General features: G+C 72.7%; 28 protein-coding genes and 1 pseudogene. 17 read left to right on the top strand and 12 right to left on the bottom strand.

Annotated features, from left to right (window positions below; translation table 11 throughout):
* Positions 1–71 precede the first annotated feature (71 nt).
* Both ACFW47_RS10520 and ACFW47_RS10515 read left to right on the top strand, forming a co-directional pair.
* Positions 72–635 (top strand): DUF5994 family protein, encoded by a 564-nt coding sequence (locus tag ACFW47_RS10520; RefSeq protein ID WP_386305495.1) that lies wholly within the window; start codon positions 72–74, stop codon positions 633–635.
* A 42-nt stretch (positions 636–677) separates the two neighbouring features.
* Positions 678–1,718: a fatty acid desaturase family protein gene (locus ACFW47_RS10515; protein ID WP_386279851.1), complete on the top strand. Its 1,041-nt coding sequence runs from the start codon at positions 678–680 to the stop codon at positions 1,716–1,718.
* On the opposite strand, the gene ACFW47_RS10510 is transcribed toward ACFW47_RS10515, so the two are convergent.
* Entirely contained in the window at positions 1,715–2,002 is a 288-nt protein-coding gene (locus ACFW47_RS10510; RefSeq protein ID WP_386279853.1) for a hypothetical protein, read from the bottom strand. The two genes, ACFW47_RS10515 and ACFW47_RS10510, sit on opposite strands and share 4 nt — an antisense overlap.
* 5 nt (positions 2,003–2,007) lie before the next feature.
* Positions 2,008–2,598 carry a DUF5994 family protein gene (locus tag ACFW47_RS10505; protein WP_386279854.1) on the bottom strand — a complete coding sequence of 197 codons (591 nt, stop codon included), beginning with the start codon at positions 2,596–2,598 and terminating at the stop codon, positions 2,008–2,010.
* 442 nt (positions 2,599–3,040) lie between these two features.
* On the opposite strand from ACFW47_RS10505, the gene ACFW47_RS10500 reads away from it, so the two are divergent.
* A complete protein-coding gene (locus ACFW47_RS10500) occupies positions 3,041–3,517 on the top strand; it encodes a DUF5994 family protein (protein WP_386279856.1) in 477 nt (158 codons plus the stop codon).
* Here ACFW47_RS10500 and ACFW47_RS10495 read toward each other — a convergent pair whose 3' ends face one another.
* Positions 3,518–4,012, bottom strand: a complete 495-nt coding sequence (locus ACFW47_RS10495) for a DUF5994 family protein (protein WP_386279859.1) — start codon at positions 4,010–4,012, stop codon at positions 3,518–3,520.
* A 170-nt stretch (positions 4,013–4,182) separates the two neighbouring features.
* Here ACFW47_RS10495 and nhaA point away from each other — a divergent pair, with 170 nt between their 5' ends.
* The 4 genes from nhaA (at position 4,183) to ACFW47_RS10475 (ending at position 9,347) form a co-directional block, all read left to right on the top strand.
* Positions 4,183–5,508 (top strand): Na+/H+ antiporter NhaA, encoded by a 1,326-nt coding sequence (gene nhaA / locus ACFW47_RS10490; RefSeq protein WP_386279862.1) that lies wholly within the window; start codon positions 4,183–4,185, stop codon positions 5,506–5,508.
* 365 nt (positions 5,509–5,873) lie between these two features.
* Positions 5,874–6,440, top strand: coding sequence for a Uma2 family endonuclease (locus ACFW47_RS10485; RefSeq protein WP_386279865.1), 567 nt, complete (start codon positions 5,874–5,876; stop codon positions 6,438–6,440).
* Positions 6,441–6,827: 387 nt separating this feature from the next.
* On the top strand, positions 6,828–7,661 hold the full coding sequence (locus ACFW47_RS10480; RefSeq protein ID WP_386279868.1) for a PIG-L family deacetylase: 834 nt from the start codon (positions 6,828–6,830) through the stop codon (positions 7,659–7,661).
* Between the two features lie 285 nt (positions 7,662–7,946).
* Positions 7,947–9,347, top strand: coding sequence for a YncE family protein (locus ACFW47_RS10475; protein WP_386279870.1), 1,401 nt, complete (start codon positions 7,947–7,949; stop codon positions 9,345–9,347).
* Between the two features lie 153 nt (positions 9,348–9,500).
* On the opposite strand, the gene ACFW47_RS10470 is transcribed toward ACFW47_RS10475, so the two are convergent.
* Together ACFW47_RS10470 and ACFW47_RS10465 are read right to left on the bottom strand one after the other, a co-directional pair.
* Positions 9,501–10,619: an SPFH domain-containing protein gene (locus ACFW47_RS10470; RefSeq protein WP_386279872.1), complete on the bottom strand. Its 1,119-nt coding sequence runs from the start codon at positions 10,617–10,619 to the stop codon at positions 9,501–9,503.
* Positions 10,620–10,672: 53 nt separating this feature from the next.
* Complete coding sequence (locus ACFW47_RS10465) at positions 10,673–11,110, bottom strand: NfeD family protein (protein WP_386279874.1); 438 nt, start codon at positions 11,108–11,110, stop codon at positions 10,673–10,675.
* Positions 11,111–11,284: 174 nt separating this feature from the next.
* Between ACFW47_RS10465 and ACFW47_RS10460 the strand changes: the two genes are divergently transcribed.
* On the top strand, positions 11,285–12,529 hold the full coding sequence (locus tag ACFW47_RS10460) for a cation:proton antiporter (RefSeq protein WP_386305494.1): 1,245 nt from the start codon (positions 11,285–11,287) through the stop codon (positions 12,527–12,529).
* Positions 12,530–12,701: 172 nt separating this feature from the next.
* Here the strand turns inward: ACFW47_RS10460 and ACFW47_RS10455 are convergent, their stop codons facing one another.
* Complete coding sequence (locus ACFW47_RS10455) at positions 12,702–13,817, bottom strand: ABC transporter substrate-binding protein (RefSeq protein ID WP_386279878.1); 1,116 nt, start codon at positions 13,815–13,817, stop codon at positions 12,702–12,704.
* A gap of 107 nt (positions 13,818–13,924) precedes the next feature.
* Between ACFW47_RS10455 and ACFW47_RS10450 the strand changes: the two genes are divergently transcribed.
* The 4 genes and pseudogenes from ACFW47_RS10450 to ACFW47_RS10435 all read left to right on the top strand — a co-directional run bounded on the left by ACFW47_RS10450 (position 13,925) and on the right by ACFW47_RS10435 (position 16,373).
* Entirely contained in the window at positions 13,925–14,191 is a 267-nt protein-coding gene (locus ACFW47_RS10450) for a GlsB/YeaQ/YmgE family stress response membrane protein (RefSeq protein ID WP_386279880.1), read from the top strand.
* A gap of 60 nt (positions 14,192–14,251) precedes the next feature.
* Positions 14,252–14,827 carry a TerD family protein gene (locus ACFW47_RS10445; RefSeq protein ID WP_386279882.1) on the top strand — a complete coding sequence of 192 codons (576 nt, stop codon included), beginning with the start codon at positions 14,252–14,254 and terminating at the stop codon, positions 14,825–14,827.
* A 25-nt stretch (positions 14,828–14,852) separates the two neighbouring features.
* Entirely contained in the window at positions 14,853–15,437 is a 585-nt protein-coding gene (locus ACFW47_RS10440; RefSeq protein WP_386305493.1) for a TerD family protein, read from the top strand.
* 67 nt (positions 15,438–15,504) lie between these two features.
* Positions 15,505–16,373 (top strand): annotated as a pseudogene (locus ACFW47_RS10435) (GNAT family N-acetyltransferase).
* A gap of 10 nt (positions 16,374–16,383) precedes the next feature.
* On the opposite strand, the gene ACFW47_RS10430 reads toward ACFW47_RS10435, so the two are convergent.
* Together ACFW47_RS10430 and ACFW47_RS10425 are read right to left on the bottom strand one after the other, a co-directional pair.
* On the bottom strand, positions 16,384–17,673 hold the full coding sequence (locus ACFW47_RS10430; protein ID WP_386305491.1) for a phosphatase PAP2 family protein: 1,290 nt from the start codon (positions 17,671–17,673) through the stop codon (positions 16,384–16,386).
* A gap of 269 nt (positions 17,674–17,942) precedes the next feature.
* On the bottom strand, positions 17,943–18,569 hold the full coding sequence (locus tag ACFW47_RS10425; protein WP_386279890.1) for a VOC family protein: 627 nt from the start codon (positions 18,567–18,569) through the stop codon (positions 17,943–17,945).
* A 377-nt stretch (positions 18,570–18,946) separates the two neighbouring features.
* Here ACFW47_RS10425 and ACFW47_RS10420 point away from each other — a divergent pair, with 377 nt between their 5' ends.
* The 3 genes from ACFW47_RS10420 to ACFW47_RS10410 all read left to right on the top strand — a co-directional run bounded on the left by ACFW47_RS10420 (position 18,947) and on the right by ACFW47_RS10410 (position 21,406).
* Positions 18,947–19,150, top strand: coding sequence for a cold-shock protein (locus ACFW47_RS10420; RefSeq protein WP_019324834.1), 204 nt, complete (start codon positions 18,947–18,949; stop codon positions 19,148–19,150).
* Between the two features lie 277 nt (positions 19,151–19,427).
* A complete protein-coding gene (locus tag ACFW47_RS10415; RefSeq protein WP_386279894.1) occupies positions 19,428–21,035 on the top strand; it encodes a DEAD/DEAH box helicase in 1,608 nt (535 codons plus the stop codon).
* Positions 21,036–21,085: 50 nt separating this feature from the next.
* Positions 21,086–21,406: an SCO5918 family protein gene (locus tag ACFW47_RS10410; protein ID WP_386305489.1), complete on the top strand. Its 321-nt coding sequence runs from the start codon at positions 21,086–21,088 to the stop codon at positions 21,404–21,406.
* A gap of 300 nt (positions 21,407–21,706) precedes the next feature.
* Here ACFW47_RS10410 and ACFW47_RS10405 read toward each other — a convergent pair whose 3' ends face one another.
* From ACFW47_RS10405 to ACFW47_RS10390, 4 genes are read right to left on the bottom strand one after another with little or no spacing between them, the layout of a single operon-like run.
* Positions 21,707–22,186: a hypothetical protein gene (locus tag ACFW47_RS10405; RefSeq protein WP_386279898.1), complete on the bottom strand. Its 480-nt coding sequence runs from the start codon at positions 22,184–22,186 to the stop codon at positions 21,707–21,709.
* Positions 22,170–22,661 (bottom strand): RNA polymerase sigma factor, encoded by a 492-nt coding sequence (locus tag ACFW47_RS10400; RefSeq protein WP_043371515.1) that lies wholly within the window; start codon positions 22,659–22,661, stop codon positions 22,170–22,172. Before ACFW47_RS10400 ends, ACFW47_RS10405 begins: the two co-directional genes overlap by 17 nt.
* On the bottom strand, positions 22,658–23,302 hold the full coding sequence (locus ACFW47_RS10395) for a class F sortase (RefSeq protein WP_386305488.1): 645 nt from the start codon (positions 23,300–23,302) through the stop codon (positions 22,658–22,660). The genes ACFW47_RS10400 and ACFW47_RS10395 overlap by 4 nt, the downstream gene beginning before the upstream one ends.
* The gene (locus ACFW47_RS10390; RefSeq protein WP_386305487.1) at positions 23,299–23,673 is read right to left on the bottom strand and encodes a sortase-dependent protein; all 375 of its coding nucleotides are present in this window, start codon (positions 23,671–23,673) and stop codon (positions 23,299–23,301) included. Before ACFW47_RS10390 ends, ACFW47_RS10395 begins: the two co-directional genes overlap by 4 nt.
* Before the next feature lie 253 nt (positions 23,674–23,926).
* Here ACFW47_RS10390 and ACFW47_RS10385 point away from each other — a divergent pair, with 253 nt between their 5' ends.
* Together ACFW47_RS10385 and ACFW47_RS10380 are read left to right on the top strand one after the other, a co-directional pair.
* On the top strand, positions 23,927–24,184 hold the full coding sequence (locus ACFW47_RS10385) for a hypothetical protein (RefSeq protein ID WP_386279905.1): 258 nt from the start codon (positions 23,927–23,929) through the stop codon (positions 24,182–24,184).
* Positions 24,181–24,933, top strand: a complete 753-nt coding sequence (locus tag ACFW47_RS10380; RefSeq protein ID WP_386305485.1) for an ABC transporter ATP-binding protein — start codon at positions 24,181–24,183, stop codon at positions 24,931–24,933. Before ACFW47_RS10385 ends, ACFW47_RS10380 begins: the two co-directional genes overlap by 4 nt.
* The last annotated feature ends 2 nt before the right edge of the window (positions 24,934–24,935 follow it).

Genomic DNA, 24,935 nt, shown 5'->3' with positions numbered 1-24,935 from the left:
GCGTTCGTCGAGCGGGAGGGACTCCCCTTCACTCCGCGTCCGCCCGCCGACTCCCTTTCCCCGAACTCGCGGTGGTCGTCGGCGCTTTCCTCCGGCAAGAGCGCTCAGGCACGACGTCCAGAACCCAGCCCCCGCTGGCCACGTCCGGCGCTGTCCGCCAACCCATCTCGTCAGAGAGAACTCACGTGATCAGCACAGCTCCACCCGTATCCTCCACCTTGCCCCTTCCTCTCGTCCGCCTGCGTCTCGCGCCACGCGGCGCGACGCCGCGCCGGTTCGACGGAGCATGGTGGCCGCACTCCCTCGACCTTCTGACGCAGCTTCCGAAGATGCTCGCCGCGCTGCCGAGCGCGTGGGGCGACATCGCCGGCGTCACCGTGGACGCCGCGGCCTGGTCGGCGGCACCGGGGCGCATGTTCGTCGCCAACCAGGTCGTACGCCTGCACAAGACCCCCGCCTCGTCTCACGCCCAGGACCGGGTCGTCCTGCTCTCCGGCGGGCTCGGCCGTTGGGACCTGCTGGTGGTCCCGCCGGACGCCACGGAGGAAGCCGCCGCTCTCCTCATGGCCACCACGCTGGACGCGCCGCAGGCACCTCCATGCACGTGCCCGGTCCCTGCGCCCGTCTCGCACTGACGCTCCGTGTCATCCGACCGCTTTTCAGGGAGTTTCGACCTCATGACCACGGCCACCACCTCCGCCGCGCGTTCCGGCACTCCGGGCAGCGACTTCGCCCGGCTGTCGAAGAGGATCGCGGATGCCGGACTGCTGGGGCGCCGCCCCGGCTACTACACGTTACGGATCACCGCGGTGACCGGGCTCTACGCCACCGGATGGGCCGCCTTCGTCCTCGTCGGCCCCTCGTGGTGGACACTGGCGATCGCCGCCTTCATGGCCGTCATGTACGGGCAAGTCGCCCTGGTCGCACATGACATGGCCCACCGGCAGGCCTTCCGCCGCCGCCGGGCCAGTGAGCTGTCCGGGCGGATCGCCGGCGCGTCGATCGGCATGAGTTACGGCTGGTGGCAGGACAAGCACACCCGTCACCACGCCAATCCGAACACCGAGGACCTCGACCCCGACATCGGTCCCGACCTGCTCGTCTGGTCCCCGGACCAAGCTCGCGCCGCCACCGGACTGCCCCGTCTGCTCGGCCGCTGGCAGGCGTTCCTGTTCTTTCCGCTGCTCACGCTCGAGGGCTTCAACCTGCACGTGTCGAGCGGCAGGGCGGTGGCCAATCGCCGGCTGAGGCACCGGAAGCTCGACGGCTCCCTGCTGTTCGCGCACTGCGCCGTCTACCTGACCGCCCTGTTCTGGGTCCTGCCGCCCGGCATGGCGATCGCCTTCCTCGCCGTCCACCAGTGCCTGTTCGGCGTCTACCTCGGTTCCGCCTTCGCCCCCAACCACAAGGGCATGCCGATCCTCTCGGCCGACGACCGCCCCGACTTCCTCCGCCGCCAGGTGCTCACCTCGCGCAACGTCAACGGCGGCTGGTTCACCGACCTGGCGCTAGGCGGCCTGAACCACCAGATCGAGCACCACTTGTTCCCGAGCATGCCCAGCCCCAACCTGCGCAAGGCCCGCGCCATCGTCCGGCGGTACTGCCGGGAACTGGACGTGGACTACGCGGAGACCGGGCTGGTCGCCTCGTACCGGCTGGCGCTCTCCAGCCTCCACGACGCCGGCGCACCGCTCCGGCGGGCCCGCGTCCGGGCCTAGGCGGGCTTCTTGCCGGCGGACTTCTTGTGGGGGCGGCGTGGAGTGCGCAGCCGTCCGCGTCCGCCGTCACGGTGGTCCCGGCGCTCGCCGGCTTCGTCCGCCCCGGCGGCCCGGCGGCGTGCGGTCGGCCCGTCGGTGGTCTTCCGGTCCGGTGCGACCACACCGCCGCGGCCGTAGTGGAAGGCGGCGCTCCTGTCCCCGTGCTGAGCGTTCAGCCGGCGGATGAGGAACGCGCCTGCCGCGACCACGGCCAGCAGCACGATCACCGTCACGACTATGTCCACCGCCCTCACACCCTCTCCGGCTGGTCCTTCGGCGCGGCGATGGCCACTCGATGCCACCGAGAAGTGACGGAAGCACCGGCTCCGTGTCCTCCTTCGGACTCCCACACCGCTTCCCCGGTGCGGTCGGCCTCGGCGGTCACCGTCAGACGCGCGGCATCCGCCAACAGGCTGCTCGCGGTCGCCGCCCGGCGCGGATCGCTCGCGGCGGCCATCAGCCAGGCGGCCGCGGCCGGAGGCGTCTGCGGGGGAACGACCAGCAGGTTCCAGCGACCCACGTGGTAGGAGAGCAGCAGCAGCTCGTGCTCGTCCTGCTCGAAGCGGAACCAGCCCGTCTTCACCACATGACCGGCGACAGGCACCTTGCGCGGGACGGCCGGCCACTGGGCGGGATTCACCGTGACCCGGGTGATCCGTCCCCACAGCGGATCCAGAACGGACGCCAGAGCGGGCAGTTCGGCGGCGAGATCGCGCGAGCGCGGCCACCAGGCTCCGTCGAGCAGGAGCGGTGCCGAACCGGCGGGGGCGAGCGAGAGACGTACGGGGGGCGTGGGACGCCGGTCCTCGGATGTCATCGGGTGGAAGACGGTCGCAGTCATGTCGCGAACCCTGCCCCGGGCGGGCCGGAGCCCGGCCCGGCGTATTGGATCACCGAGGGACGGCACAGGCGCGAATGTCCGTGCGCGGAGTGTCCCCGGTTCCTCCAGCCTACTCTTCGCAGCGTCACCCGAGGTCGCCCGGCGGGTGGCGGAGGTCCTCCGCCACAGCTTCGCCTCGACGGAGCAGCGCAGCTTCCCCGCGGGCGGCGAAGGCGGCACCGACTCGAACTCATGGTGGACACGACCCGTGTGGGGGAACCGGCCCGGTCGTGGCTGGATGCCAGCCGCTGAGGCGGTGCCTCTTGCCAGGGAGCAACGAGGAGTAGCCTGAGGGTATCGAGGGCTTTCGCGGGCCTGCGCAGCCGCCGGTCCCGTCTTCGGTGCGACACCACAGGGCGCTCCGTCCGCAGATCGGCGGAGGCCCACAGTCAGGCTTGTCATCATGACCTTGAAGACCACCCGGCTCCGCCCGCACACGGCACCCTTCCGGCCACGTGCCGCGCGCCTCGTCCTGGGATCCGCCAGCCGTTTCGGCCGGCCCGACGGCGCCTGGTGGCCACGGACCCGCGACCTGGGGCGCGAACTCGGCGAGCTGGCCGACGTGATCGATCCGTTGTGGGGGCGGCTCACCCACGTCGCCGTCAATCCCCGCCACTGGCGGCTCCCGCCGCGCGGTGTGGTCGTCGTCAACGAGCACGAGGTGACGGTCGACCGTTTCACCGAGGCCCTCGACCCGCACCGGATCCTGCTGCAGTCCTATACCGCGGGCCATTGGGATCTCCTCGTGGTGCCGCCCCTGACCAGCTCGTCGTCAGCCACCCGGCTCATGGCCGCGGCGGCGTACAGCAGCGTGGACGTGGAGCAGCGCGAGGTGCCCGCACCCCGCCCAGTGGGCTCAGTCCGGCGGCGGAGGCAGTGATCAGGCCGAGTGCCCCGGGCCGGCACGTTCCGCGCCGGTGTCGATGAGGATCTGTTCCGCCCGCGTCTGACTGCCGGGGCGAACGGCCGCGGCCATGGCGGCGCGCGCCGCGTCGGGCACGGTGTGCGGTGGAACCACGAGGAGCGAGAAGAGGTCGTTGCCGCCCCGGGTGATCAGGACGGTGTCGTCGCCGACCGGGAAGGAGTCGATGTGGACGACACGGCCGTCGACCGTCATCCGCGTCGGCAGTTCCTCCCAGGCGTCGCTGTCCAGGCCCACACGAGTGATGGGCCCGAGGTACTCGGTCAGCGCGGAGACGAGGCCGGGGAGTTCACCGGCGAGGTCGCGGGACCGGGGCCACCACGCCCCGTCCAGCACGCCCTGCCGGTCATGGGTCGTCTCGAGCCGCACCACAGCGGTTCCCGGTCGTGGAACGGCCTGGTGGACGGCATCGGGCAGGAGCCTGGTCACCCGCGGGGAATCGGCGTCGGACATCGCACTCGCCTGCCTACCGGGGACGGCACAAACGAAGAATCTCCTCGCTTCACGGTACTCCCCGGCCGACGACGGTCGCAGGCCCCACGGCGCGCCGAGGTACGGGACGGTATAAGTGGGTAAAAGCGGCATTCCTTCATGGTCACGTGGTGATACCCGGAGGTTCCTCCTTGTGCGCTGCCCCGCGTACGCGGTCGGTCTTCCTCGGGCTGCCGCCCTGGTCCGAACGGGTGCAGGTGGCCCGGGCGCTGCGGACGGAGACGGTCGGCGGCCTGGTGCTTCTGGGCGCCGCGGTGGTGGCGCTGGTGTGGGCGAACACTCCGTGGAGCGGAAGCTACGAGTCGCTGCGTGACATCCACTTCGGCGTACCCGCGCTGGGGCTGGATCTTTCGGTGCAGCACTGGACCGCCGACGGGCTGCTCACCCTCTTCTTCCTGGTCGCCGGGATCGAGCTCAAGCGCGAACTCGTGGCCGGCGGGCTGAGTACCCCGGCCATGGCGGTCCTGCCGGTCGTCGCCGCGGTCTGCGGCATGGTGGTACCCGCGGCGATCTACCTGGCCGCGGTCACGGCCGGCGGCGGGCGGGCGGGCGGCTGGGCGGTGCCGATGGCCACCGACATCGCCTTCGCCCTGGCGGTGCTCGCCGTGCTCAGTACCCACCTGCCCACCGCTCTGCGGGCCTTCCTGCTGACCCTCGCGGTCGTCGACGACCTGGGCGCGATCCTCGTCGTGGCGGTGTTCTTCTCCAGTGGTCTGCAACCGGCCGCGCTCGCAGGGGCCTTCGCCGGGCTGGTGGTGTTCTACCTGTTGCAGCGGTTCCGGGTGCGCGGCTGGTGGTGGTACGTGCCGCTGGGCGTGGCCATCTGGGCGCTGACCTACAACGGCGGGGTGCATGCCACGGTGTCCGGGGTAGCCATGGGCCTGGTCCTGCGCTGCGTCCGGGACCGGGAAGCGGGGGAGGACTCCTCGCCCGGGGAACGCACCGAGTACCTCTTGCGACCGGTGTCCGCCGGCTTCGCCGTGCCGCTGTTCGCCCTGTTCGCCGCCGGGGTGAGCATCTCGCTCCCTGTGCTGGGCGGGGCGTTCACCCGCCCGGAGCCACTGGGCGTGGTGCTGGGGCTGGTCGTCGGCAAGTCGGTGGGGATCTTCATCGGAACCTACCTCGCCGCCCGGTTCACGCGTGCCCGGCTCAACCCTCACCTGACCTGGGCCGACGTCTTCGCCCTCGCGGTGCTGTCCGGTATCGGCTTCACGGTCGCCCTCCTGATCACCGAGGTGTCCTTCCCCGACCCGGCAGCCGCCGGGCAGATCAAGGCCGCGGTCCTGCTGGCCTCGGTGCTCGCTGCGGGCGTGGCGTCGCTGCTGGTCAAACGTCGTGACCGCGTCTACCGCAGGCTCTGGGAGGCGGAGAACCGCGACGAGGACGCCGACGGCATCCCCGATGTCCACCAACAGCACACGGACGGACCCCCGCCCGGGGCCCCCGGCGAGCGCTGATCGCCGACCGACAGCACCGGCCGCGCACCGGGCGATCGCGAATCCCTCTGCCGACGCATCGAACACGGCAGAGGTACCGCCCAGCGCACACGCCCATCGCCGCGCGACAAGCCTGCGCAGGCCAGCACTGGTAGGCCGCCCCGAGCGCCGTCGCTCCCCCCGCTGAGAGCGCGCGTTCGATTCTCGTCACCCGCTCCACGAAGAAGGCCCAGGTCATCGACCTGGACCTGCGCGATGTGCGCAGTGCCGTGGCCCCCCCCACAGCATCAAGGCGACCAAGGTCTCCGTGCCGCCCCGGCACGTGGTAGTCAGTACGCTGAGTGCAGCGGGATCGGGCCCGCCGCACAGTGTCCGGGAGGCGTGTCATGACTGCCGAGATGGTGGCCCCGGCGTGGATGCACGAGCAGATCACGGCGGAGGAGTACGAGTCGTGGTCCGAGGAGCAGTGCGCCGGCATCGAGATCGTGGACGGAATGGTCGTCGTGAGCCCTAGCGCCTCCAAGCGGCACAACCGGCTGGCCCGACTACTGGCGAACGCCCTCGACGCCGCCGCAGGCCCCGACTGGAACGCCGACACGGACTTCGACGTCCGGCTACAGGACGTCCCGCTGACCAACCGCCGCCCCGACGTCATCGTCTACCGCGCCGACACGATCGACATCACGCCCACCCGGCCCGAGCACGTACTGCTGGTGGCCGAGGTGGTGTCGCCGGGCTCGGAGACCACCGACCGGATCGTGAAGGTCGACCAGTACGCCAAGGCGGGCATCGGCTTCTACTGGCGGATCGAGCAGGCCGCGACGGGCACGCCGCTGGTGTATACGTACCTGCTCGACCCCGCGACGAGGACGTACCGCGAAGGGGACGTGTTCGCCGGCACCCTGAAGATCACCGCCCCCTTCGCAGCGGAGATCGACCTCGGCCAGATCTGAACCGCCCGCAGGGCAGCCAGAAGGGCTGCTCAGCCTGCGGTGGTGCACCCGGCAGGCTCCTGCGGAGCTGCGAAGGCAACCGAGGCCGCCTCGGGCGAGCAGAGCCCGGGGGCGCAATACCGTGCCGTGCCCACCGCGTGCCTTTCAGAGCGGACAACCAGGCCGCGGCCGTGCCTCGTGGGCGTTGGGACGCCGACGTGTGAGCCGAGCGGCCGTGCCGGGAACAGCCCGCCCGGCCGGTGCTGTTGCATCGACCGAGGCGCCGGCGCCGCCCGTGGGGGGACGTGGAGACCACAGCCGTCCAGCCTCGGGGATCCGGGCCGCGGAATCGCGGTGCGCCCACCGCTCCACTTGGACCAGGACGTATCTCTGCAGGAGGACTGTTTCATGACCGACCGGCCCTTGACGCTCATGGCGGTACACGCCCACCCCGACGACGAGGCCACCGGAACCGGAGGTGTCCTCGCGCGGTACGCGGCGGAAGGCATCCGCACGGTTCTCGTGACGTGTACCGACGGCGGTTGCGGTGACGGACCGGGGGGTGTCAAACCGGGCGAGCCCGGGCACGATCCGGCGGCGGTGGCCCTGTCGCGGCGGCAGGAACTCGAAGCGAGCTGTGGCGTCCTGAAGGTCAGCGACCTGGAGATGCTGGACTATCCCGATTCCGGGATGGCGGGCTGGCCGAGCAACGACGCACCCGGATCCTTCTGGCAGACCCCCGTCGAGGAAGGCGCGGCCCGACTCGCGGAACTCATGCGGCACTACCGGCCTGATGTGGTCGTCACCTACGACGAGAACGGCTTCTACGGCCACCCCGACCACATCCAGGCCCACCGCATCACGATGGCGGCGCTGGAGATGACCGCGCTGACTCCGAAGGTGTACTGGACCACGATGCCCCGCTCGGGGATGCAGCGGTTCGGCGAGATCATGCGCGAGTTTCATCCGGACATGCCGGAGCCGGACCCCGCCGAGGCCGCCGCGATGGCCGAGATCGGCCTGCCTGACGACGAGATCACCACGTGGGTGGACACCACCGCGTTCAGCGGTCAGAAGTTCGACGCGTTGGCCGCGCACGCCAGTCAGGGCGAGAACATCTTCTTCCTCAAGATGGGGAAGGAGAGGTTCGGCGAGTTGATGGGCATGGAGACCTTCGTACGTGTCCAGGACGCCACCGGCGCGGCCCTGCCCGAGAACGATCTCTTCGCCGGACTGCGCTGATCCGCCCGTAGGACCGGCCGGGAAGGCGCGTCGACCACGAGGCGGCGGGGACTGATCGCGCCCTTCGCTCTCTCCGAAGCAGCCGCACCGCCCCTCCACGAGGTGTACGCACTGATCGTGGCGGGGCGCACCCGGCGCACGCCCGGGTGCCGTCAGGTGACGTCCGGGCGGGCGTCTGCGCTGGGTAAGTGCCGCCTGTTGATCACGACGGTGGCAGTGGCGGGCACAACGCCTGACCGTTGTGCCCGCCGCGCCTCCGGCGGAGCTCACCGCCGGACGACGTCCTTGACGAAGGAAGCGAACGACTACGTGCGCATAAGACAGTTCGTACGAGGAGCGGCGCTCTTTGCTGCTCTCAGCCTCTCCCTCCTCGGCCTCGGAACGAGCACGGCCGCCGCGGACACCAGCAACCCCCTGCCGATCAGCTCGTACCGGGACATCGCCGTCGACGCCGCTCACCAACAGGTCTTCCTCAGCGACCCGTTCGGTGACAGCGTGCTGGTGACGGACTACGCGGGCCGCGTGGTGAAGCAGATCGGCGGTGCGGACGGAGCCTGGGGATTCGCGCTGTCCGGCGACTCCAGGACGCTGTACGTGGCGCTCCGCGACGCCGGCGCCATCGCCGCGATCGACACCGTCACCCTGCAGGAAACCGCCCGGTACGACACCGGGACCGGTGCCGGCGCCTACGCCGGTCCGACCTCGCTCGCGCTGGCCGGGGACAGGATCTGGTTCGGCTACAGCCTCGACACCTGGAGGGGCGCCCTCGGCTCCCTGGACCTGAGCGGCGCGCAGCCGGTCGTCACGAGGGACCAGGGCCTCGACACCTTCCGCGGCTCCCCCCGCCTGGCCGCCACGCCGCAGGCGCCGAACACCCTGGTGGCAGCCGAGTCCGACGGCAACACGGCCGCCGTGGCGGTGTACGACGTGGGCGACGGCCGGGCCGACAACCGGGCGACGCGCGTCGATCCGGGGCCGGACGGATGCGCGAGCCTCCAGGACGCCGCCCTGACCCCGGACGGCCGACAGGTCGTCATCGCGTGCGCCGCGGCCCACTACCACCAGGTGCTGCGCACGGCGGACCTGGCGGACAGCGGTACCTACACCACCGGTTGGTCCCCGACCGCGGTGGCCGTCGACCCCTCCGGCACCACGGCGGCGGGCGTCTACGGGCCGTCCGGGCCCGACGTGCGGCTGTTCGCGCAGGGCAACCCCACGGCCTACACGGCCTGGGACTTCCCGGAACCCTCCGACTACGCCGACACCACCCTCGTGCCCGGCGGTCTGGCCTGGGCGCCGGACGGCAGTCGGATCTTCGCGGTCACCGAGACCAGCGGTACCTCCTCCCTGTCGCTGCACGTCCTGGACCACCCGCAGGTCGCCACCACCGTCACGGTGCGGGCACCGGCCTCGTCGCCGCGCAACCAGGACCTCACCCTGACCGGAAAGCTGGAGGCTCCCGTGGGCTTCGGCGCCGGCAACACCGTCGACATCTGGCGGATCGACGACCCCATGGCGGGTGAGGGCACGCTCATCGGCTCGGCGAACGTCGCCGCGGACGGCACGTTCAGCTACACCGACGTGCCGAGGGCCAAGGGCCAGGTCCAGTACACCGTCCAGTACTACGGCGACACGCGGCACGCGTACGCCTACGGCTCGGTCGTGGTCGACGTCGTCTCGGACTGAGTCTCGACGGACCGAGTCTCGACGGACTGGGGCCCGCAGACTGGGTTCCGCCGGGTACTGGCGTCGGCGGCCGACGCCGCCTGACGCGGGTCGCGGGGGTGTCGCGGCTCGGCCCGCTAGCCCGGCAGGGCCGCCGAACGCGGCCCTGCCGGCTCAGTCGCCGGACGCCCGCCCCCGGTGGGCCTGGGGCGACTGTGCCGCCTCCGCTTCCGCCCTGGCGTCGTTGACCGCGGCGGCGGCCTGCTTCCCGGCCTCGTCGGCGGCCGTGGCGGCGTCGAGGGAGACCGACCGGCCCGCCGCGCCGAGCTCGGGGGTCCCCGTTCCGGCCGCCGTGCCGGCGCTGTCGGTGGCGTCGGCGGTGGCCTCCTCCTCGGCCGGCACCGGCTTCGCGGGGCCCGCCGCCGACTGGTCGCCGAAGGCGTGGGTGACGGTCCGGACCGCCTCGGTCAGCTCGCCCGGGATCACCCAGAACGTGTTGTTGTCGCTGCTCGCCAGGTGCGGGAGCGTCTCCAGGTACTTGTAGGCCAGCACCTTCGGGTCGGCGTTGTTGCGGTGGACGGCCTGGAAGACCAGCTCCACCGCCTTCGCCTCGCCGTCCGCCCGCAGGATCATGGCCTGCTGCGTGCCCTGTGCCTCCAGGATGTCCTTCTGCCTCGTGCCCTCGGCGGTGAGGATCTTGGCCTGCCGCTCGCCTTCGGCGTGCAGGATGGCCGCGCGCTTGTCGCGTTCGGCCCGCATCTGCTTCTCCATCGCCTCCTTGATGGTGTGCGGCGGGTCGATGGCCTTGATCTCGACGCGGTTGACGCGGATGCCCCACTTGCCGGTGGCGTCGTCGAGGACGGCGCGCAGCCGGGAGTTGATCTCCTCGCGGGAGGTCAGGGTCTCCTCCAGGTCCATGCTGCCGATGACGTTGCGCAGTGTCGTGACGGTGAGCTGGTCGATCGCCTGGAGGTAGTCGGCGACCTCGTAGGCCGCCGCGCGCGGGTCGGTGATCTGGTAGTAGAGCACCGTGTCGATGTTCACCACGAGGTTGTCCTCGGTGATCACCGGCCGGGGGTCGGACGAATAGACCTGCTCGCGCACGTCGAGCTTGGTGTTGATGCGGTCCGCCACCGGCACGACCAGGTTCAGGCCGGGCTGCAGCGTCCGCCTGTAGCGGCCGAACCGCTCGACGTTGTAGCGGCGCGCCTGCGGGACGATCCGCACCGTGGAGGCCACGAGGAAGACGACGACGAGGGCCGCCACGAGGATGGGGATGACGACTGGGTCCACAGTGCCTCCATTGCTTGCTGTGTGTCGGCGTTCAGCCGTCCACGGTCATGGCTTCACGGCAGGAGTTCACGGGGGTAGACCACGGCCGTGGCGCCTTCGATCTCCATGACGTCCACCAGCGCGCCCACCGGGATCACCAGGGTCTCGTCGAGGGCACGGGCGGACCATTCCTCGCCGGAGAGCTTGATCAGGCCGTGGGTCCCGGTGACCTCCTGCACGACCTCTGCCCGCTTGCCTATCAGCGCGTCGCTGCCCTCGCGGCTGAGGGGTTGCTGGGCCATGTGCCGCAGCGCGACGGGCCGGACGAGGATCAGCCCTGCCGCCGCCGCCACGGCGAGCGCCACCAGCTGCCCGAGCAGGCCGATCCCCACCCCGGCGACCACGGCGGCGACCAGTGCGGCACCGGCCAGCAGACCGAGGACCAGCGTCAGGGTGAAGAACTCCGCGGCACCCAGTGCCGCGGCGGCGAGCAGCCACACGAACCACGGCATCGAATCGCCCTCCTTTTGGGGCCTTCCCCTCCAAAGTACCTTCTGGAACGCCGGGCAGACAGGGTCTTCGCACCGCCGGCGTACCCCGGGTGGTCCGGCGCGGGCCGGCGGGTGAGAGTGGCAGCGGCCGGGTACGACGACGGCCCGCGCTCGCCGCCTGCCAGAAGGACGCCGATGACCCACCCCGGCACCCTGATCCTGATCATGGCGGCCGCCGTACTGGCTCCCCTGCTCGTGCACCTCACGGGGCGCCGGGTCCGGGTCCCGCTGGTCATCTTCGAGATCGCCCTCGGCATCGTCATCGGCCCGCAGGTGCTGGGCTGGGCGCGTCCCGACCAGGTCGTCGACACGCTCGCCGACCTCGGGCTGTCGATGCTGATCTTCCTGGCCGGTTACGAGATCGAGTTCGCCGCGGTCCGGGGCGACACCCTGCTCCGGGCGCTGTGGGCGTGGCCGGTCTCGCTCGTGCTCGGTATCGGGGCGGGCTTCCTGTTCAGCGGCGGCGAGGTGTTCGAGGCGTTCGTCGTCGGTACCGCCCTGACCAGCACGGCGCTGGGGACCGTACTGCCGATGCTGCGGGACCGCGGGGAGCTGCGGGGCCGCTTCGGGACGGTGGTGTCGGCGTTCGGCGCGGTCGGTGAGTTCGGCCCCGTCGTGGCGATGGCGCTGCTGCTCAGCGGGCGCCGGCCGGCCGAGTCGGCGGCCCTGCTCCTCGCGTTCGGGGTGGTCACCGCCGGTGCCGTGTTCTGGGCACTGCGTCCGCGCCCCCGGTGGTTCGGCGAGCTGACCGAGCGGACCCTGCACAGCAGCGGGCAGTTCGCGGTCCGGTTCGTCATGCTGCTGCTGGCCTGCATGCTGGGCCTCGCCGAGGTGTTCGGCCTGGACGTGCTGCTGGGCGCCTTCGCCGCCGGGGTGCTGACCCGGCTCGTGCTGCGGCGGGCCGTGCCGGAGGCCGGCGAGGAGGTCCTCGGCAAGGTGGAGGCGATGGGGTTCGGGTTCCTGGTGCCGCTGTTCTACGTGGTCACCGGGATCGAGTTCGACCTCGACGCCCTGCTGCACGACCCGGTCGCCCTGCTGCTGGTGCCGGCCTTCCTGGTGCTGTTCGTCCTGGTGCGCGGCGGGCCCGTGTACGTCCTCGCCCCGAAGGACCTGCACCGCGCCGACCGGACGGCGCTGGCGCTGTTCGCCTCGACGTGCCTTCCCCTCGTCGTGGCGATCACGACCATCGGCGTGGACCAGGAGCTGCTGGGCACGGGCCGGGCGGCGGCCCTGGTCGGCGCCGCGATGATCTCGGTCCTCGTCCTCCCGCTGCTGGCGGCGCGGGCGCGGGCCCGGTCGGCGCCCGGCGGGGCGGGAGGGGGCGAGGGCCGCCCCTCCCGGCGCGCGCGGGGGACGGCGGACGACACGGAGGCGTGGTGAGCGGGGTCTTCGACGCCGAACAGAAGGTCACGCGCTCCCCGTTGCTAAGGCGGTGCGCTCAGAGCGCTGATCGACGAGATCCTGGCGACCGGTGAGCCGCTGCGCGGGCGGCCGGCCGAAACCGGCCGCCATGGGCGTCGCGGCCCGGAGGGCCTCGCGGACGGGGGGCCGGTCAGCCGGCCGCGTGCAGCACCCGGAAGCGGCCGGGTGCCGCCGGGTCCCGGTCGACGACCTGGACCGGGGGCCGGGTCCACTGCCACACACCGGTGCCGGGCGTGCGGCTGAACCGGATCCGGCCGCGGGTGCCGTCGACCGCGGTGTGCGGCCAGGACGCGGCGAGGCGCGCCCGGTCCGGGCCGTGGGCGCGCAGCATGGCGGCGAGGACCGTGACGGTGTCGTAGCCCTCGAAGGCGACGAAGGAGGGCGGCTCGGCCAGCCGCTCCCGCAGGGCCGCCCCGACGCGTGCTCCCAGCGGCCCGAACCGCTCGGGCAGGTACCGCAGGAAGGGGACGCCGGCACCGTCGTCGCCCAGCAGCGCCGCCCACTCGGTGAACTCCGGTTGCCCGGCCGGGGCGCCGATCAGGAGCCCGGCGAGGCGCCGGTCGCGGCGGACCGACCTGACGAGCGGCACGGCCGGGTCCGGGAAGCCGGTCAGCAGGAGCAGGGCGGTGGCGCCGTCGGCGGCCAGTTCGTCGCACACGGCGGCGGGCGTGAGCGCGCGGGCGTCGAGCCGGGTGACGGTGGTGCCGTGCGGCGCGAGGTGTTCGCGGAGGATGCGGGTCCCCGACTCCCAGTACGCGCTCGGTTCGGCCGCCACGGCGATACGGGTGTGGCCCGCGCCGAGGACGAAGTCCGCGTAGGTCCGCCAGCCGTGCGACTGCGGCGGGGGGAGCCGCGCGACCGATTCGGCCGGCCGGTCGGTGAGCGCGTCGAGCACGGCCGACGAGCAGAGGAACGGCAGGCCTGTCGCGTCGGCCCTGGTGGCGGCGGCACGGGCGACGACGCTGTGGTACTCCCCGGCCAGGGCGGCCACGCCGAGGCCGGCCAGCTCGTCCACGGCCGCGGTCGCCCGCCGCGGATCGGCGGCGGTGTCCCGGACCACCAGTTCGAGCGGCCGCCCGCCGATCCCGCCGGTTCCGTTGGTCTCGGTGACGGCGAGTTCGAGTCCGGCCAGCAGGTGCCGGCCCGCCTCGGTCCAGCCGGGCCGGGTCAGCGGTACGAGGGCGCCGATCCGGACGGCGGAACCGGTGGAGCGCCGCGCTCCGGGGTGAGGTGCTGGTGTGTTCATGGGCCGCAGTCTCCCCGTGCCGACGGCCCGCCACCGCCACCACCCAGACTTCTACATATTTGTAGAAGCTAAGCTGTCCGGACAGCAGTGGGAAGGAGCGCAGAACGATGGGTGTCATCGCCTGGCTGGTGCTGGGACTGCTCGCCGGAGCGATCGCCAAGGCGATCCTGCCCGGACGGGATCCCGGCGGTTGCGTCGGCACGACGGTGATCGGCATCGCCGGTGCCTTCCTCGGCGGCTGGCTGTCGGCCGAGTTCCTCGACCGACCGGTGCAGCGGGAGTTCTTCGACGCCGCGACATGGGGGTCCGCCGTCGTCGGCGCCCTCGTGCTGCTGGTCGGCTACCGCCTGCTGTTCGGCAACTCCCGGCGCTGACCGGGCCGTCCGCCGAGCCCTCTGTCACGTCGCGTCGCAGACATCGAGAAGGAGTACGCAATGGGAGTGTCCCTGGCCAAGGGCGGCAACGTCTCGCTGAGCAAGGAGGCCCCGGGCCTGACCGCCGTACTGGTCGGCCTGGGCTGGGACGTGCGCACCACGACCGGTACCGACTACGACCTGGACGCCTCGGCGCTGCTCCTCGACGCCACCGGCAAGGTCCTGTCGGACGGTCACTTCGTCTTCTACAACAACCTCACCAGCCCGGACGGTTCGGTCGAGCACACCGGCGACAACCTCACCGGTGAGGGCGAGGGCGACGACGAGGCCGTCAAGGTGAACCTGACCGCCGTACCCGCCGAGGTCGACCGGATCGTCTTCCCGGTCTCCATCCACGACGCGAACAACCGCGGCCAGAGCTTCGGCCAGGTCCGCAACGCCTTCATCCGCGTCGTCAACCAGGCCGACGGCCGGGAGATCGCCCGCTACGACCTGTCCGAGGACGCCTCGACCGAGACCGCGATGGTCTTCGGCGAGCTGTACCGGCACGGCGCGGAGTGGAAGTTCCGGGCGGTCGGGCAGGGGTACGCCTCCGGGCTGGCCGGTATCGCCGCCGACTTCGGCGTCAACGTCTGACACGACATCCAAGGAAGAACGCCACATGATCACGCTGACGAAGGAAGACGGCCCCGCGGACCTGGACGGGGTGACCCACCTGTCCATCGGCGTCTCCTGGGACCCGACCGCCGGCAGCAGCGGCGGAGTGCTCGGCAAGCTCCGCCGCAAGACCGGCACCGACCTCGACCTGATCGCCGTCGCCATGCAGGGCGGCGACCCGGTACGCCTGGCCGGCCTCGACTCCCTCGACCCCATGGGCAACGGCTCGCTCCTGCACAGCGGCGACAACCAGACCGGGCACGGGGACGGTGACGACGAGACGGTGACCGTCGAGTTCGCCCGCCTCCCCGCTCCCATCACCTCCGTCGTGTTCGTCGCCGCCGCCTACAAGAAGGGCAGCTCCTTCCAGAAGGCGCGCAACATCAGCTTCAAGGTCTACGACGCGACCGGCGGCAGCACCCAGCAGGTCGCCGACATCTGGCCCAGCCTGCTCAGCCAGGACAACGCCTGCGCCGTGGCCAAGGCCGTGCGGGTGGACGGCGCCTGGAAGCTGGAGGTCGTCAACGAGACGGGGAAGGTCAAGCAGGGCGACGAGCACGCCCTGATGCGGTTCGCGGTCAGCAAGTAGCCGGCGCGTCCGGGCGGCGGGGGCAGGCGCCCTTCCCGGCGGCCGGGTCCGCCGGGGATCATGCGGCATGCGATCGGACGACTGGCGGCTCACCGAGGACGTCGACGACTTCATGGACCGCGCCGGGGACTTCCTGCGCTCGCGCCCCGGCCTGCACATCGCGGCGCTGACGGCGATCGCGCGGCTGCGGGCGCGCGGGGCGGCCGCGTACGGGCCCGGGGCACCCTCTTCGGCCGGCTGGTGGAAGGGGGTGAGGTCCGCGCCGCCTTCCACCGCCTCCCGGCCCTCGGGCTGGCCCCGACCCCCCTCACCCCGGGCCAGGCCGACGCCCTCGCCGCGCACCTGGCGGACCTCGGTCACCGACTCCCCTACGTCAGCGCCGAGGACCGCACCGCCACCGCCTTCGTCGAGGCGTGGCAGCGCCGCACGGGGGCGACGCCCACGCCCCGCGTACGGCTCCGCCTGCACCGCCTCGGCACGCTCACCCCGCCGGACCCGCTCCCGGCGGGCCGGGGCCGGGCCGTGGGCGAGGAGGACCGGGAGCACCTCATGCGCTGGTGCGCCGAGTTCGCGGCGGACGTGGGGGAGGCCGTCACGATCGACGCCGGCTCCTGGGCCGGCACCCGGTTCGCCGACAAGCGCTACACCTACTGGGAGCGGCCGGACGGCACGCCCGTCTCCATGGCCGGCGCCAACCCGATGGTCGCCGGGGTGATCCAGGTGGACCCCGTCCACACCCCGGCCCGCCTGCGCGGCCACGGCTACGCGGGTGCCGTGACCGCCGAGGTGAGCCGGGCAGCGCGGGCCGCCGGCGCCCGGGAGGTCGTGCTGTACACGAACGCGGCCAACCCGACCAGCAACGCCCTGTACCAGCGCCTCGGTTACCGCCCGGTCGCCGAATGGTCCGTGTACGACTTCGCACGCACGGCCGGCTGAGCGAGCCGGCTCAGGCCGGTTCGAGCTGTGCTTCCGCCTGCCGGGGAACGGTCACCGGCTGCGGCTCCCACTTCCTGGAGGCCCGCACGTAGCCGTGGACCACCGAGGCCGTGGCGAGCAGGAGGAGCGGTCCGAACATCCACGGGTTGCGGGCCATTTCCAGGGACAGGTAGCGGGACGACGCCAGGACCGCCGCGAAGACCACCGTGCCGTGAGCGACCAGCCAGATCCCCGACCGGTCCCAGCCGCGGTCGTACGAGCGCAGCGCCGCCTCGATCGTGACCGCGAACACCACGCCGGCGAGGAGGTCGATACCGTAGTGGTAGCCGAAGCCGAGGGTGGCGGTGAGCGTGGCGACCAGCCAAAACGTTCCTGCGTAGCGCAGGAAGCGCGGGCTGCGGCGGGTGTGGATGAAGATCGTGACGGCCCAGGCCGTGTGCAGGCTGGGCATGCAGTTGCGTGGGGTGACCCCGTCGTACGTCACCGGGTGGGGCGGGGCGAGCGGGGGCAGGGCGTCCGGCCAGATGTTGGCTACGGCCCATTCCTCGCCGCCGGTGCCGAAGGCGCCCGTGCCGTAGAGGAAGACCGGCCCGACCACCGGGAAGATCATGTAGACGGCCGGCCCGAGCAGACCGATCAGCAGGAAGGTGCGCACCAGGTGGTGCCGGGGGAAGCGGCGCTCGGCGGCCACGTTGCGCAGCTGGTAGAGCGCGGCCACGGCCGCGGCCACCGCGAGCTGGGCGTAGACCCAGTCGAGGATGTGCGGCCCGACCGGTTCGGTGGCCTCGACCAGGCGGCCCATCACCCACGACGGGTCGCCGAGCGCACGGTCGGCGGTCGCCACGTACTGGTCGAGGACGTCCGGGCGGGTCTTGGAGGTGATCAGCAGCCAGGCGTCGCCCGTCTTGCGCCCGGCCACCAGCAGCAGGCCCAGCCCGACGCCCTTCAGCAGCAGGACACGGTCCGGGCCGGTGCGGCGCGTGACGGCGACGGCCGCGCAGCCGAGGATCGCCCACAGCGCGCCGTTGCCGAACGAGTGCCCCTCGGTCACCGTCGCCCCGGCCGCCCACCGCACCAGCGCGAAGACGAGGTCGATGCCGACCGCGGCGCCGGCCGCTACGAACCGCTGCCGCCAGGTGAGCACCACCATCGTCAACGCCAGGCCGGCGTACAGCAGCGGCCCCGACGCGGGGGCGAATACGGCCTCTCTCGCCTGATTGGTGAGCGGACCGCGCTCGCCGTAGCGACGCGCGGCGATCTCCAGCACGACGAGGAATGCGAGGGCCGCCACACCCGCCACGGCCCAGAGTCTCGCCCGTGGTTGGCGGCATATTCGTGAAAACACCCGCGGTGGCATGTGTCTCAATCTTTATTCTGTTTGCTATGAGATAGCCCGAAATGGCCTCAACAGCAAGGAATCCGGCGAAAACGACGGGCGGTGAGCTGGGGCTGGTCGTCTTCCTGTCGAAGGGAAATGTACGGGCCCGTCGACAGGAGAAGACGGGGGGATGACGGAACGGGTTCCGGCGCGGGTTCCGGACGGCGTTCCGGTGCGGATTCCGGTGCGGGTCAGGCCTTGGAGGGCTCGGCCGCCTCCCAGACGAACCCGTCGGGGTCGCTGAACGGGCGGGAGGCGCCACACAGCACGAGCCGGTGCGACCCGGTGCCGTCGGGAGCGACACCGGCGACCTTGGCGAGGCCGCGGCGCTTGTACAGGGACAGCTTGACGGCGCCGGAGCCGGTGTCGAACTCGACGTACTTGCCGCCGAAGCTCTTGGCGACGGTGAGGCCCTGCTCGGCGTAGAACCGCTTGCTGGCCTTCACGTCCTCGACGCCCAGCAGGAGCACCAGTTCGTCGAAGTCCCTGGTGACGGGGCCGGTGTCCTTCTTCTTGGACGTCGCGAGCTGCCACACCGTGCCGTCGGGCGCCTGCACCACGCCGCCGTAGCCCCACAGCGACTTGGCGGCGGACTTGAGGACGGTGGCGCCGGCGTCGACGGCGGCGGTGAAGAGCGCGTCGACATTGCCCGGCTGGGAGACCACGAGGGAGAGGGTGAAACCGCGGAAGCCGGTCGTGGGGGCCTCGGAGGCGCGCAGGCGCAGCCGCGACGAGTCCAGGCCGAAGGCGGCGGAGTAGAAGCGGGCGGCGGCCTCGGGGTCGGCCACTTCCAGGGTGATGGAGTCGATGGCGTTCATGTCGTCGACGGTATGGGCGGCCGGGCGGCCGGTGCTTCTCGAAAACTGACGGGCCCGCCGGCCCCGCCGAAGGGCGTCCCCCCGGCACGAGAGCCACGTCGACCGGCCGGACCTTGCCCCGAAGGCGTGAAGGACGTCACCGTCCAGGTCCGGAGGCAGCGTGCCGTCCCCGCAGGCCGGCCCGGGGGCGGGTGCGAATATTCCCTGGCAGGCCCGGTCGGAGCGGTTTTTTTCCGGCCCTCCGGCGAACCTGGCGTGCTACTGTCGTAGGAAGTTGCAGTTGTGGTTGCCTGAAGGTTTTTTCCGACGGGGTGATCATCACGGCGACCGGAGTTCGCACAGGGCGGACTCCGAGCACCGTCCCGAAGGAGAAAAACATGGCTTCCGGTACCGTTAAGTGGTTCAACTCGGAAAAGGGCTTCGGCTTCATCGAGCAGGACGGCGGCGGCCCCGACGTCTTCGCCCACTACTCGAACATCGCCGCCCAGGGCTTCCGTGAGCTGCTCGAGGGCCAGAAGGTGACGTTCGACATCGCGCAGGGCCAGAAGGGCCCGACCGCCGAGAACATCGTCGTCGCCTGACGCGCTCGCATCACTTCGCAGCCAGGGCCCGCACCGTGGGGTGCGGGCCCTCGCTCGCGTTTCGTTTCACTTCTCTTCGTTTCGCTACGCTTCGTAGCATTCCGATTCGCCACGTTCCGATTCGTTGCGTTTCGATTCTCTTTCTTTCGTTTCCCGGTCCGCGTCCGCGCAAAGCAATGCGCCGACAGCGGCCGAGCCGGCTCGTTCTTGCGATTCACCGCGCGGTTCCCTCGCTGCGGGACTCCCTTGATACGTGCCGTATCAAGGAAGGTTCCCCATGAACCGTGTACGCACCAATGACCGCCGACGCTCCGGCGGCGGCGGTCCCCGCCGCTCCCAGGCCCCCGGTCGCAGGCCGGCCGCCCCGCAGGGGGAGTTCGCCCTGCCGAAGACGGTCACCCCGGCACTGCCCGCCGTCGAGGCGTTCGCCGAACTCGACATGCCTGCCCGGCTGCTGGCCGCGCTCGGCGACGAGGGCGTGACCGTGCCCTTCCCGATCCAGGCGGCGACCCTGCCGAACTCCCTGGCCGGGCGTGACGTGCTGGGCCGTGGCCGCACGGGTTCCGGCAAGACGCTCGCCTTCGGCCTCGCCATGCTGGCCCGCACGGCGGGCCGGCGCGCCGAGTCCAAGCGGCCGCTCGCGCTCGTCCTCGTCCCCACCCGGGAGCTCGCCCAGCAGGTCACCGACGCGCTGGCGCCGTACGCCCGTGCCGTGGGCCTGCGCTCGGCGACCGTCGTCGGCGGCATGTCGATCGGCCGGCAGGCCGGCGCGCTGCGGGCCGGCGCGGAGGTCGTCGTCGCGACACCCGGACGGCTCAAGGACCTCATCGACCGGGGCGACTGCCGGCTGGACGACGTCACGATCACCGTCCTCGACGAGGCCGACCAGATGACCGACATGGGCTTCATGCCGCAGGTCACCGCCCTGCTCGACCAGGTGCGGCCGGACGGGCAGCGGATGCTGTTCTCGGCCACCCTGGACCGCAACGTCGACCGGCTGGTCCGCCGCTACCTGACGGACCCGGTGGTCCACTCCGTGGACCCGTCGGCCGGTGCCGTGACCACGATGGAGCACCACGTGCTGCACGTGCACGAGGAGGACAAGCAGCGCGCGACCGTCGAGATCGCGGCGCGCGACGGCCGGGTGATCATGTTCCTGGACACCAAGCACCGGGTGGACCGGCTGGTGAAGCAGCTGCTGAAGAGCGGCGTCCGCGCGGCGGGCCTGCACGGCGGCAAGTCCCAGCCGCAGCGCACCCGGACCCTCGCCCAGTTCAAGGACGGACACGTGACCGCGCTGGTGGCGACCAACGTCGCGGCCCGCGGCATCCACGTCGACAACCTCGACCTGGTCGTCAACGTCGACCCGCCCGGCGACCACAAGGACTACCTGCACCGCGGCGGCCGTACGGCCCGGGCCGGCGAGTCCGGCAGCGTCGTCACCCTGGTGACGCCGGACCAGCGGCGCGAGATGACCCGGCTCATGTCCCTGGCCGGCATCACCCCCCTGGTCACACCGGTGCGTTCGGGTGAGGCGGAGCTGACCCGCATCACCGGCGCGCAGACGCCGTCCGGGGTACCGGTCGTCATCACCGCGCCCGTCGTGGAGCGCCCGCGTCGTGCGGCGGCCGGCGGGGGCTCCTCCTCCCGCCGGCGCCGAGGCGGCGGCGGTGGCGGCGGCGGGCAGGGCCGCACCGGCCAGTCGGGCGCCGGCCAGTCGGGCACGGGGCAGAGCCGTACCCGCCAGGAGAACGCCGGTCAGGGCCGCACCCGTCAGGAAGGCCCCGGTCGACGGCGTGGCGCCCCGGGCGCCCAGGGCCGGCCCGCCGGTGACGCCCCGCGTCGCGGCCCGCGGCGCCGGTCCTCCGGTGGCGCGTCGGCCTAGAGACAACGACCGGCAAATCCCATCCGCCCCGTCCCCTACGTGGAGGCATCATGCGCTGTGTCATCGCCCGGTACCCGTTCGACCTCACCAAGGGCGGGGTGGTGGAGTCGATGAAGGGCGTCACGCCGGAACCCATCACGGGTGAGTCGGTGACCGTCGGCCGCCGCCGGTACCCCGTCAAGCAGGTGGGTGAGGTCGTCACCCGGCAGGACCGCCGCGACTTCTCCGCCGGTGAGGTCACCCGGGCCATGACCCGCCTGGGCTTCACCTGCCACGCCGCCCCCGGTGCCACGCCCGCGCCGGCGCCCACCGCCACGCCGGTCGAGACCGCCTCGGCGCTGCTCGGCGGCACCACGCCGCTGGACGGCTGAGCAAGGGCGGACACGGCCCGGCGGGGCGTCCTGGCACAGGCGGGGCCGCCCCTGCCGGGTCGGCGCCCGGACGGTGCGACCCGCCGACGGCCGGTGACCCGCCGCGGTCTCCCGCCGGCGGTTCCGTGTCCGGTCACAGTGAGCGGCTGACGGCCGGTGCCGGTCACGGCGGACACGGGCGCGCCGTCGGGGGTCCTGGCACGCGCGGTTCCGCCCGGCGGCCGGCGCCCGGACGGGGTCACACTCCGGGCTGGCGTCCGGTGCCGCTCATTCGCGGTTCGGTGGTCGGCCGCTGACGGTTCAGCGGACGGGGGCGGCGCTCGGTCCGCCGTCCTCCGACGGGACGGTCACCGTGCTCGGACTGGCCGACGGCTCCGTTCCGGGCGTGCTCGACGGCACCGGGAATCCCGTGGGCGGCGCGCTCGGTACGGCCGACGGCGGCGTCCGGGTCGCCTCGGGGCCGGGGGTGTCCGTCGGAGCGGGCGAGGGCTCCTGGGACGGCGCGGGAGCGGGGGCCAGCGGAGCCGTCGGACGGGCGGGGGGTGCCGGGGCCGCCCAGTTCAGCGGCAGCGCGATCAGCGCGGCGGCGGCAGCGGTCGCCGCGGCGCCGGCCGCGGCGCGCAGCAGCCGCCGGCGGGACGCCGCCCGGCGGATCGCCTCGTAACGGCCCGGCGGCGGGCCGAGGAAGTCGGCTCCCGGGCGCAGCACGACCAGCAGCGGATCGTCGCCGTCCGGCTCGGACCCCGGGTCGTCCGGCCCGTCCTCAAGGCGTGTGGTCAACGCTTCTCCTCAGGTGGACGCGGAGCAGTTCACGGGCCGCGTGCAGGTCGGCCTTGACGGTCCCCTCCTTGCGCCCGGTCAGCACGGACACCTCCCGGATCGGCATGTCGGCGTAGTAGTGCAGCAGGATCGGCACGCGCAGCCGCTCCGGCAAGGACTGTACGAGCAGCCGCACCGAGGGGTCGGCCTGCTCCGGGTGCGGGCGCACGGCGACCTCGGCCGTGACCCGGCGCACCGCCCGGCGCTCGCGCTCCAGCTTGCGCCAGTGGTCGCGGACGAGGTTGGCGGCGGTGACGTAGAGGAAGCCCCGGGGTTCGTCGACGGACGTCCAGCGGGCCCAGAGCCGGGTGAACGCCTCCGAGGCGATCTCGTGGGCCGTCTCGTCGTCGTCGACGAGACGGCGGCACCAGCCGGCGAGGCGCGGGTACAGGGCGGCGAACAGCTCGGACGCCGCCCTGTCACGGGACCGTTTCAACGCTCTCCACTCGTGGTCGCGCTCAACTCGGCGAAGACGATGACGTTGTCCCGGTACTCGTCGCCGCTGCGCGGCCCGCCGCAGGTGATGAGCCGCAGCTCCGGGCGGTCGACGTCTCCGTAGACGTCGTCGGTCGGGAAGTCCGCCTTCGCCACCGTCCGTACCTCGGTGACCGTGAACTGAGCCGCCGTGCCGTCCGCCCGGCGTGCCTCGACCCGGTCGCCCCGGCGCAGTTGCCCGAGCCGGCGGAAGACACCGTCCCCGTGGGTGCCGACGGTGACATGGCCGAGGACGACGGACGGTCCGACCTGGCCCGGGGTCGGCGAGTGCCGGTACCAGCCCGCGACGTCGTCGTCCGTGACCGGCGGGACCTCCACCGCGCCGTCGGCCGCCAGCCCCAGCCGCATCACCGGGGTGTCCACGCCGAGGGCCGGGATGCGCAGGCCGACCGGCACCGAACGTGCCAGCGGCCGCACCTGCTTCCCGGCCGGAGCAGGGGTCGTGATGGCGGACCGGGCGGTCGCGTCGTTCCCGTCGCCGGGCCCCGGACCGCCCGCGTCACTCCCCTGTCCGCCGCAGCCCGCGAGGACCACGGCCAGTACGGCGGCGGCGAGGGCGCGCCCGGAGCGGCGCTGGGTCATGCCCCGGTCGCCGCCCGCCGGCGGCGCACGACGAAGAGGGCCGTGCCGCCCGCGAGGAGCCCGGCACCGGCGCCCGCGCCGATCAGCCCGGCGTCGCTCCCGGAGGACGACGGGACCGCCGTCCCGGTGTCGGCCCCGCCCTCGGGCACGACGGACACCTGGCCGTCGGCCGGCGCCTCGGACGGCTCGGCCGCGGGGGCCGGGACGCTGGCGGAGGGCGTCGGCGCCTCGGACGGTGCGCTGGTGGGGCCCGGGGTGGCGGTGGCCGGGGCGGAGGGGGCCGGAGTGGGGTCGTCGGCGAACGCGGGCGCGGTGCCCGCCAGTACGGCGGTGCAGGCCAGGGCCACGGCACTGAGGATGGTGCGGCGCATCGGGTCGCTCTCTCTCGTCGGTCGGCGCGTGTGTCGCGTGGGTGCGGGTCGGACGGAGAGACGAGGCGGGGGCGGGAGGGGTTGTAAAGAGAAGGCAAAGCCGAGAGGGCGAAGCCGTCGGCGGGCGGGGGCGGAGCCGGGGAGGTACAGCCTGCTGTACCCCCGGTCGGGCGGCCCACGGGATCGGCCGGAGGGGGACGGAATCCATAGCGTCGGCGACGGACCGAGAGCGCAGCCCACGGAGGACGCCGCCATGACGCACCAGGACCCGTACCGTCTGACCACACCGGCCGCGGGCACCTCCGCGAGCGCCGCGCACGAGGGCCCCGACGCCGTCTCCCGCGGGGACGTCCTCCGTACGCTGCTGTGGGCGCTCGTGGTGGTCAGCGCGGTCGCCAACATGACCGCCTCCTTCGGCGGCGCCCCCACCTGGGTGCACCTGGCCAGCGGTGCGGTCACCGTGCTCGCCGCCGGGACCCTCGCCGTGCGCGCCCTGCGGGGGCGTCGATGAGCACCGCGGTCAGGACCGCCACCGCACGCCGGGCCCCCGCCATCGCGCTGGCCCACGTGGCCCGGACCTACCCGGGGAACGTACGGGCCCTGGACGACGTGTCGCTCACCGTGGAGCACGGCACGTTCCTCGCCGTGATGGGGCCCTCGGGGTCCGGCAAGAGCACGCTGATGCACTGCGCCGCCGGGCTGGACTCCCCCACGTCGGGCAGTGTCCGCATCGATGGGCAGGAGATCTTCGGGCTCGACGAGACCCGCCGCACCGAACTGCGCCGCGAACGCGTCGGCTTCGTCTTCCAGGCGTACAACCTGATCCCCTCCCTCAGTGTGGAGGACAACATCACGCTGCCGCTGCGCCTGGCCGGCCGGCGCCCGGACCGGGACTGGCTGCGCACGCTGACCGAACGGGTGGGGCTGGCGGACCGGCTCGCGCACCGCCCGGCCGAGCTGTCCGGCGGGCAGCAGCAACGGGCCGCCGTCGTCCGGGCGCTGGCGGCCAAGCCCGCCGTCGTCTTCGCCGACGAGCCGACCGGCGCGCTGGACCTGCGCAGCGCCCACCAGGTGCTGGACCTGCTGCGCGGCCTCGTCGACGACCTGGGTCAGACGGTGGTGATGGTCACCCACGATCCGGCCGCCGCGGCCCGCGCGCACCGGGCCCTGGTGATGGCCGACGGGCGGGTGGTCGAGGCGCTGGAGCGGCCGAGCGCTCCGCAACTGGCCGACCGCCTCGTGGCCTTGGGGGAGCGGTAGCC

Source organism: Streptomyces sp. NPDC058796 (genome assembly GCF_042745235.1).
Lineage (GTDB): Bacteria > Actinomycetota > Actinomycetes > Streptomycetales > Streptomycetaceae > Streptomyces.
The sequence above is the reverse complement of the archived record's forward strand: the minus strand, read 5'-3'. Positions and strand labels throughout refer to the sequence as shown.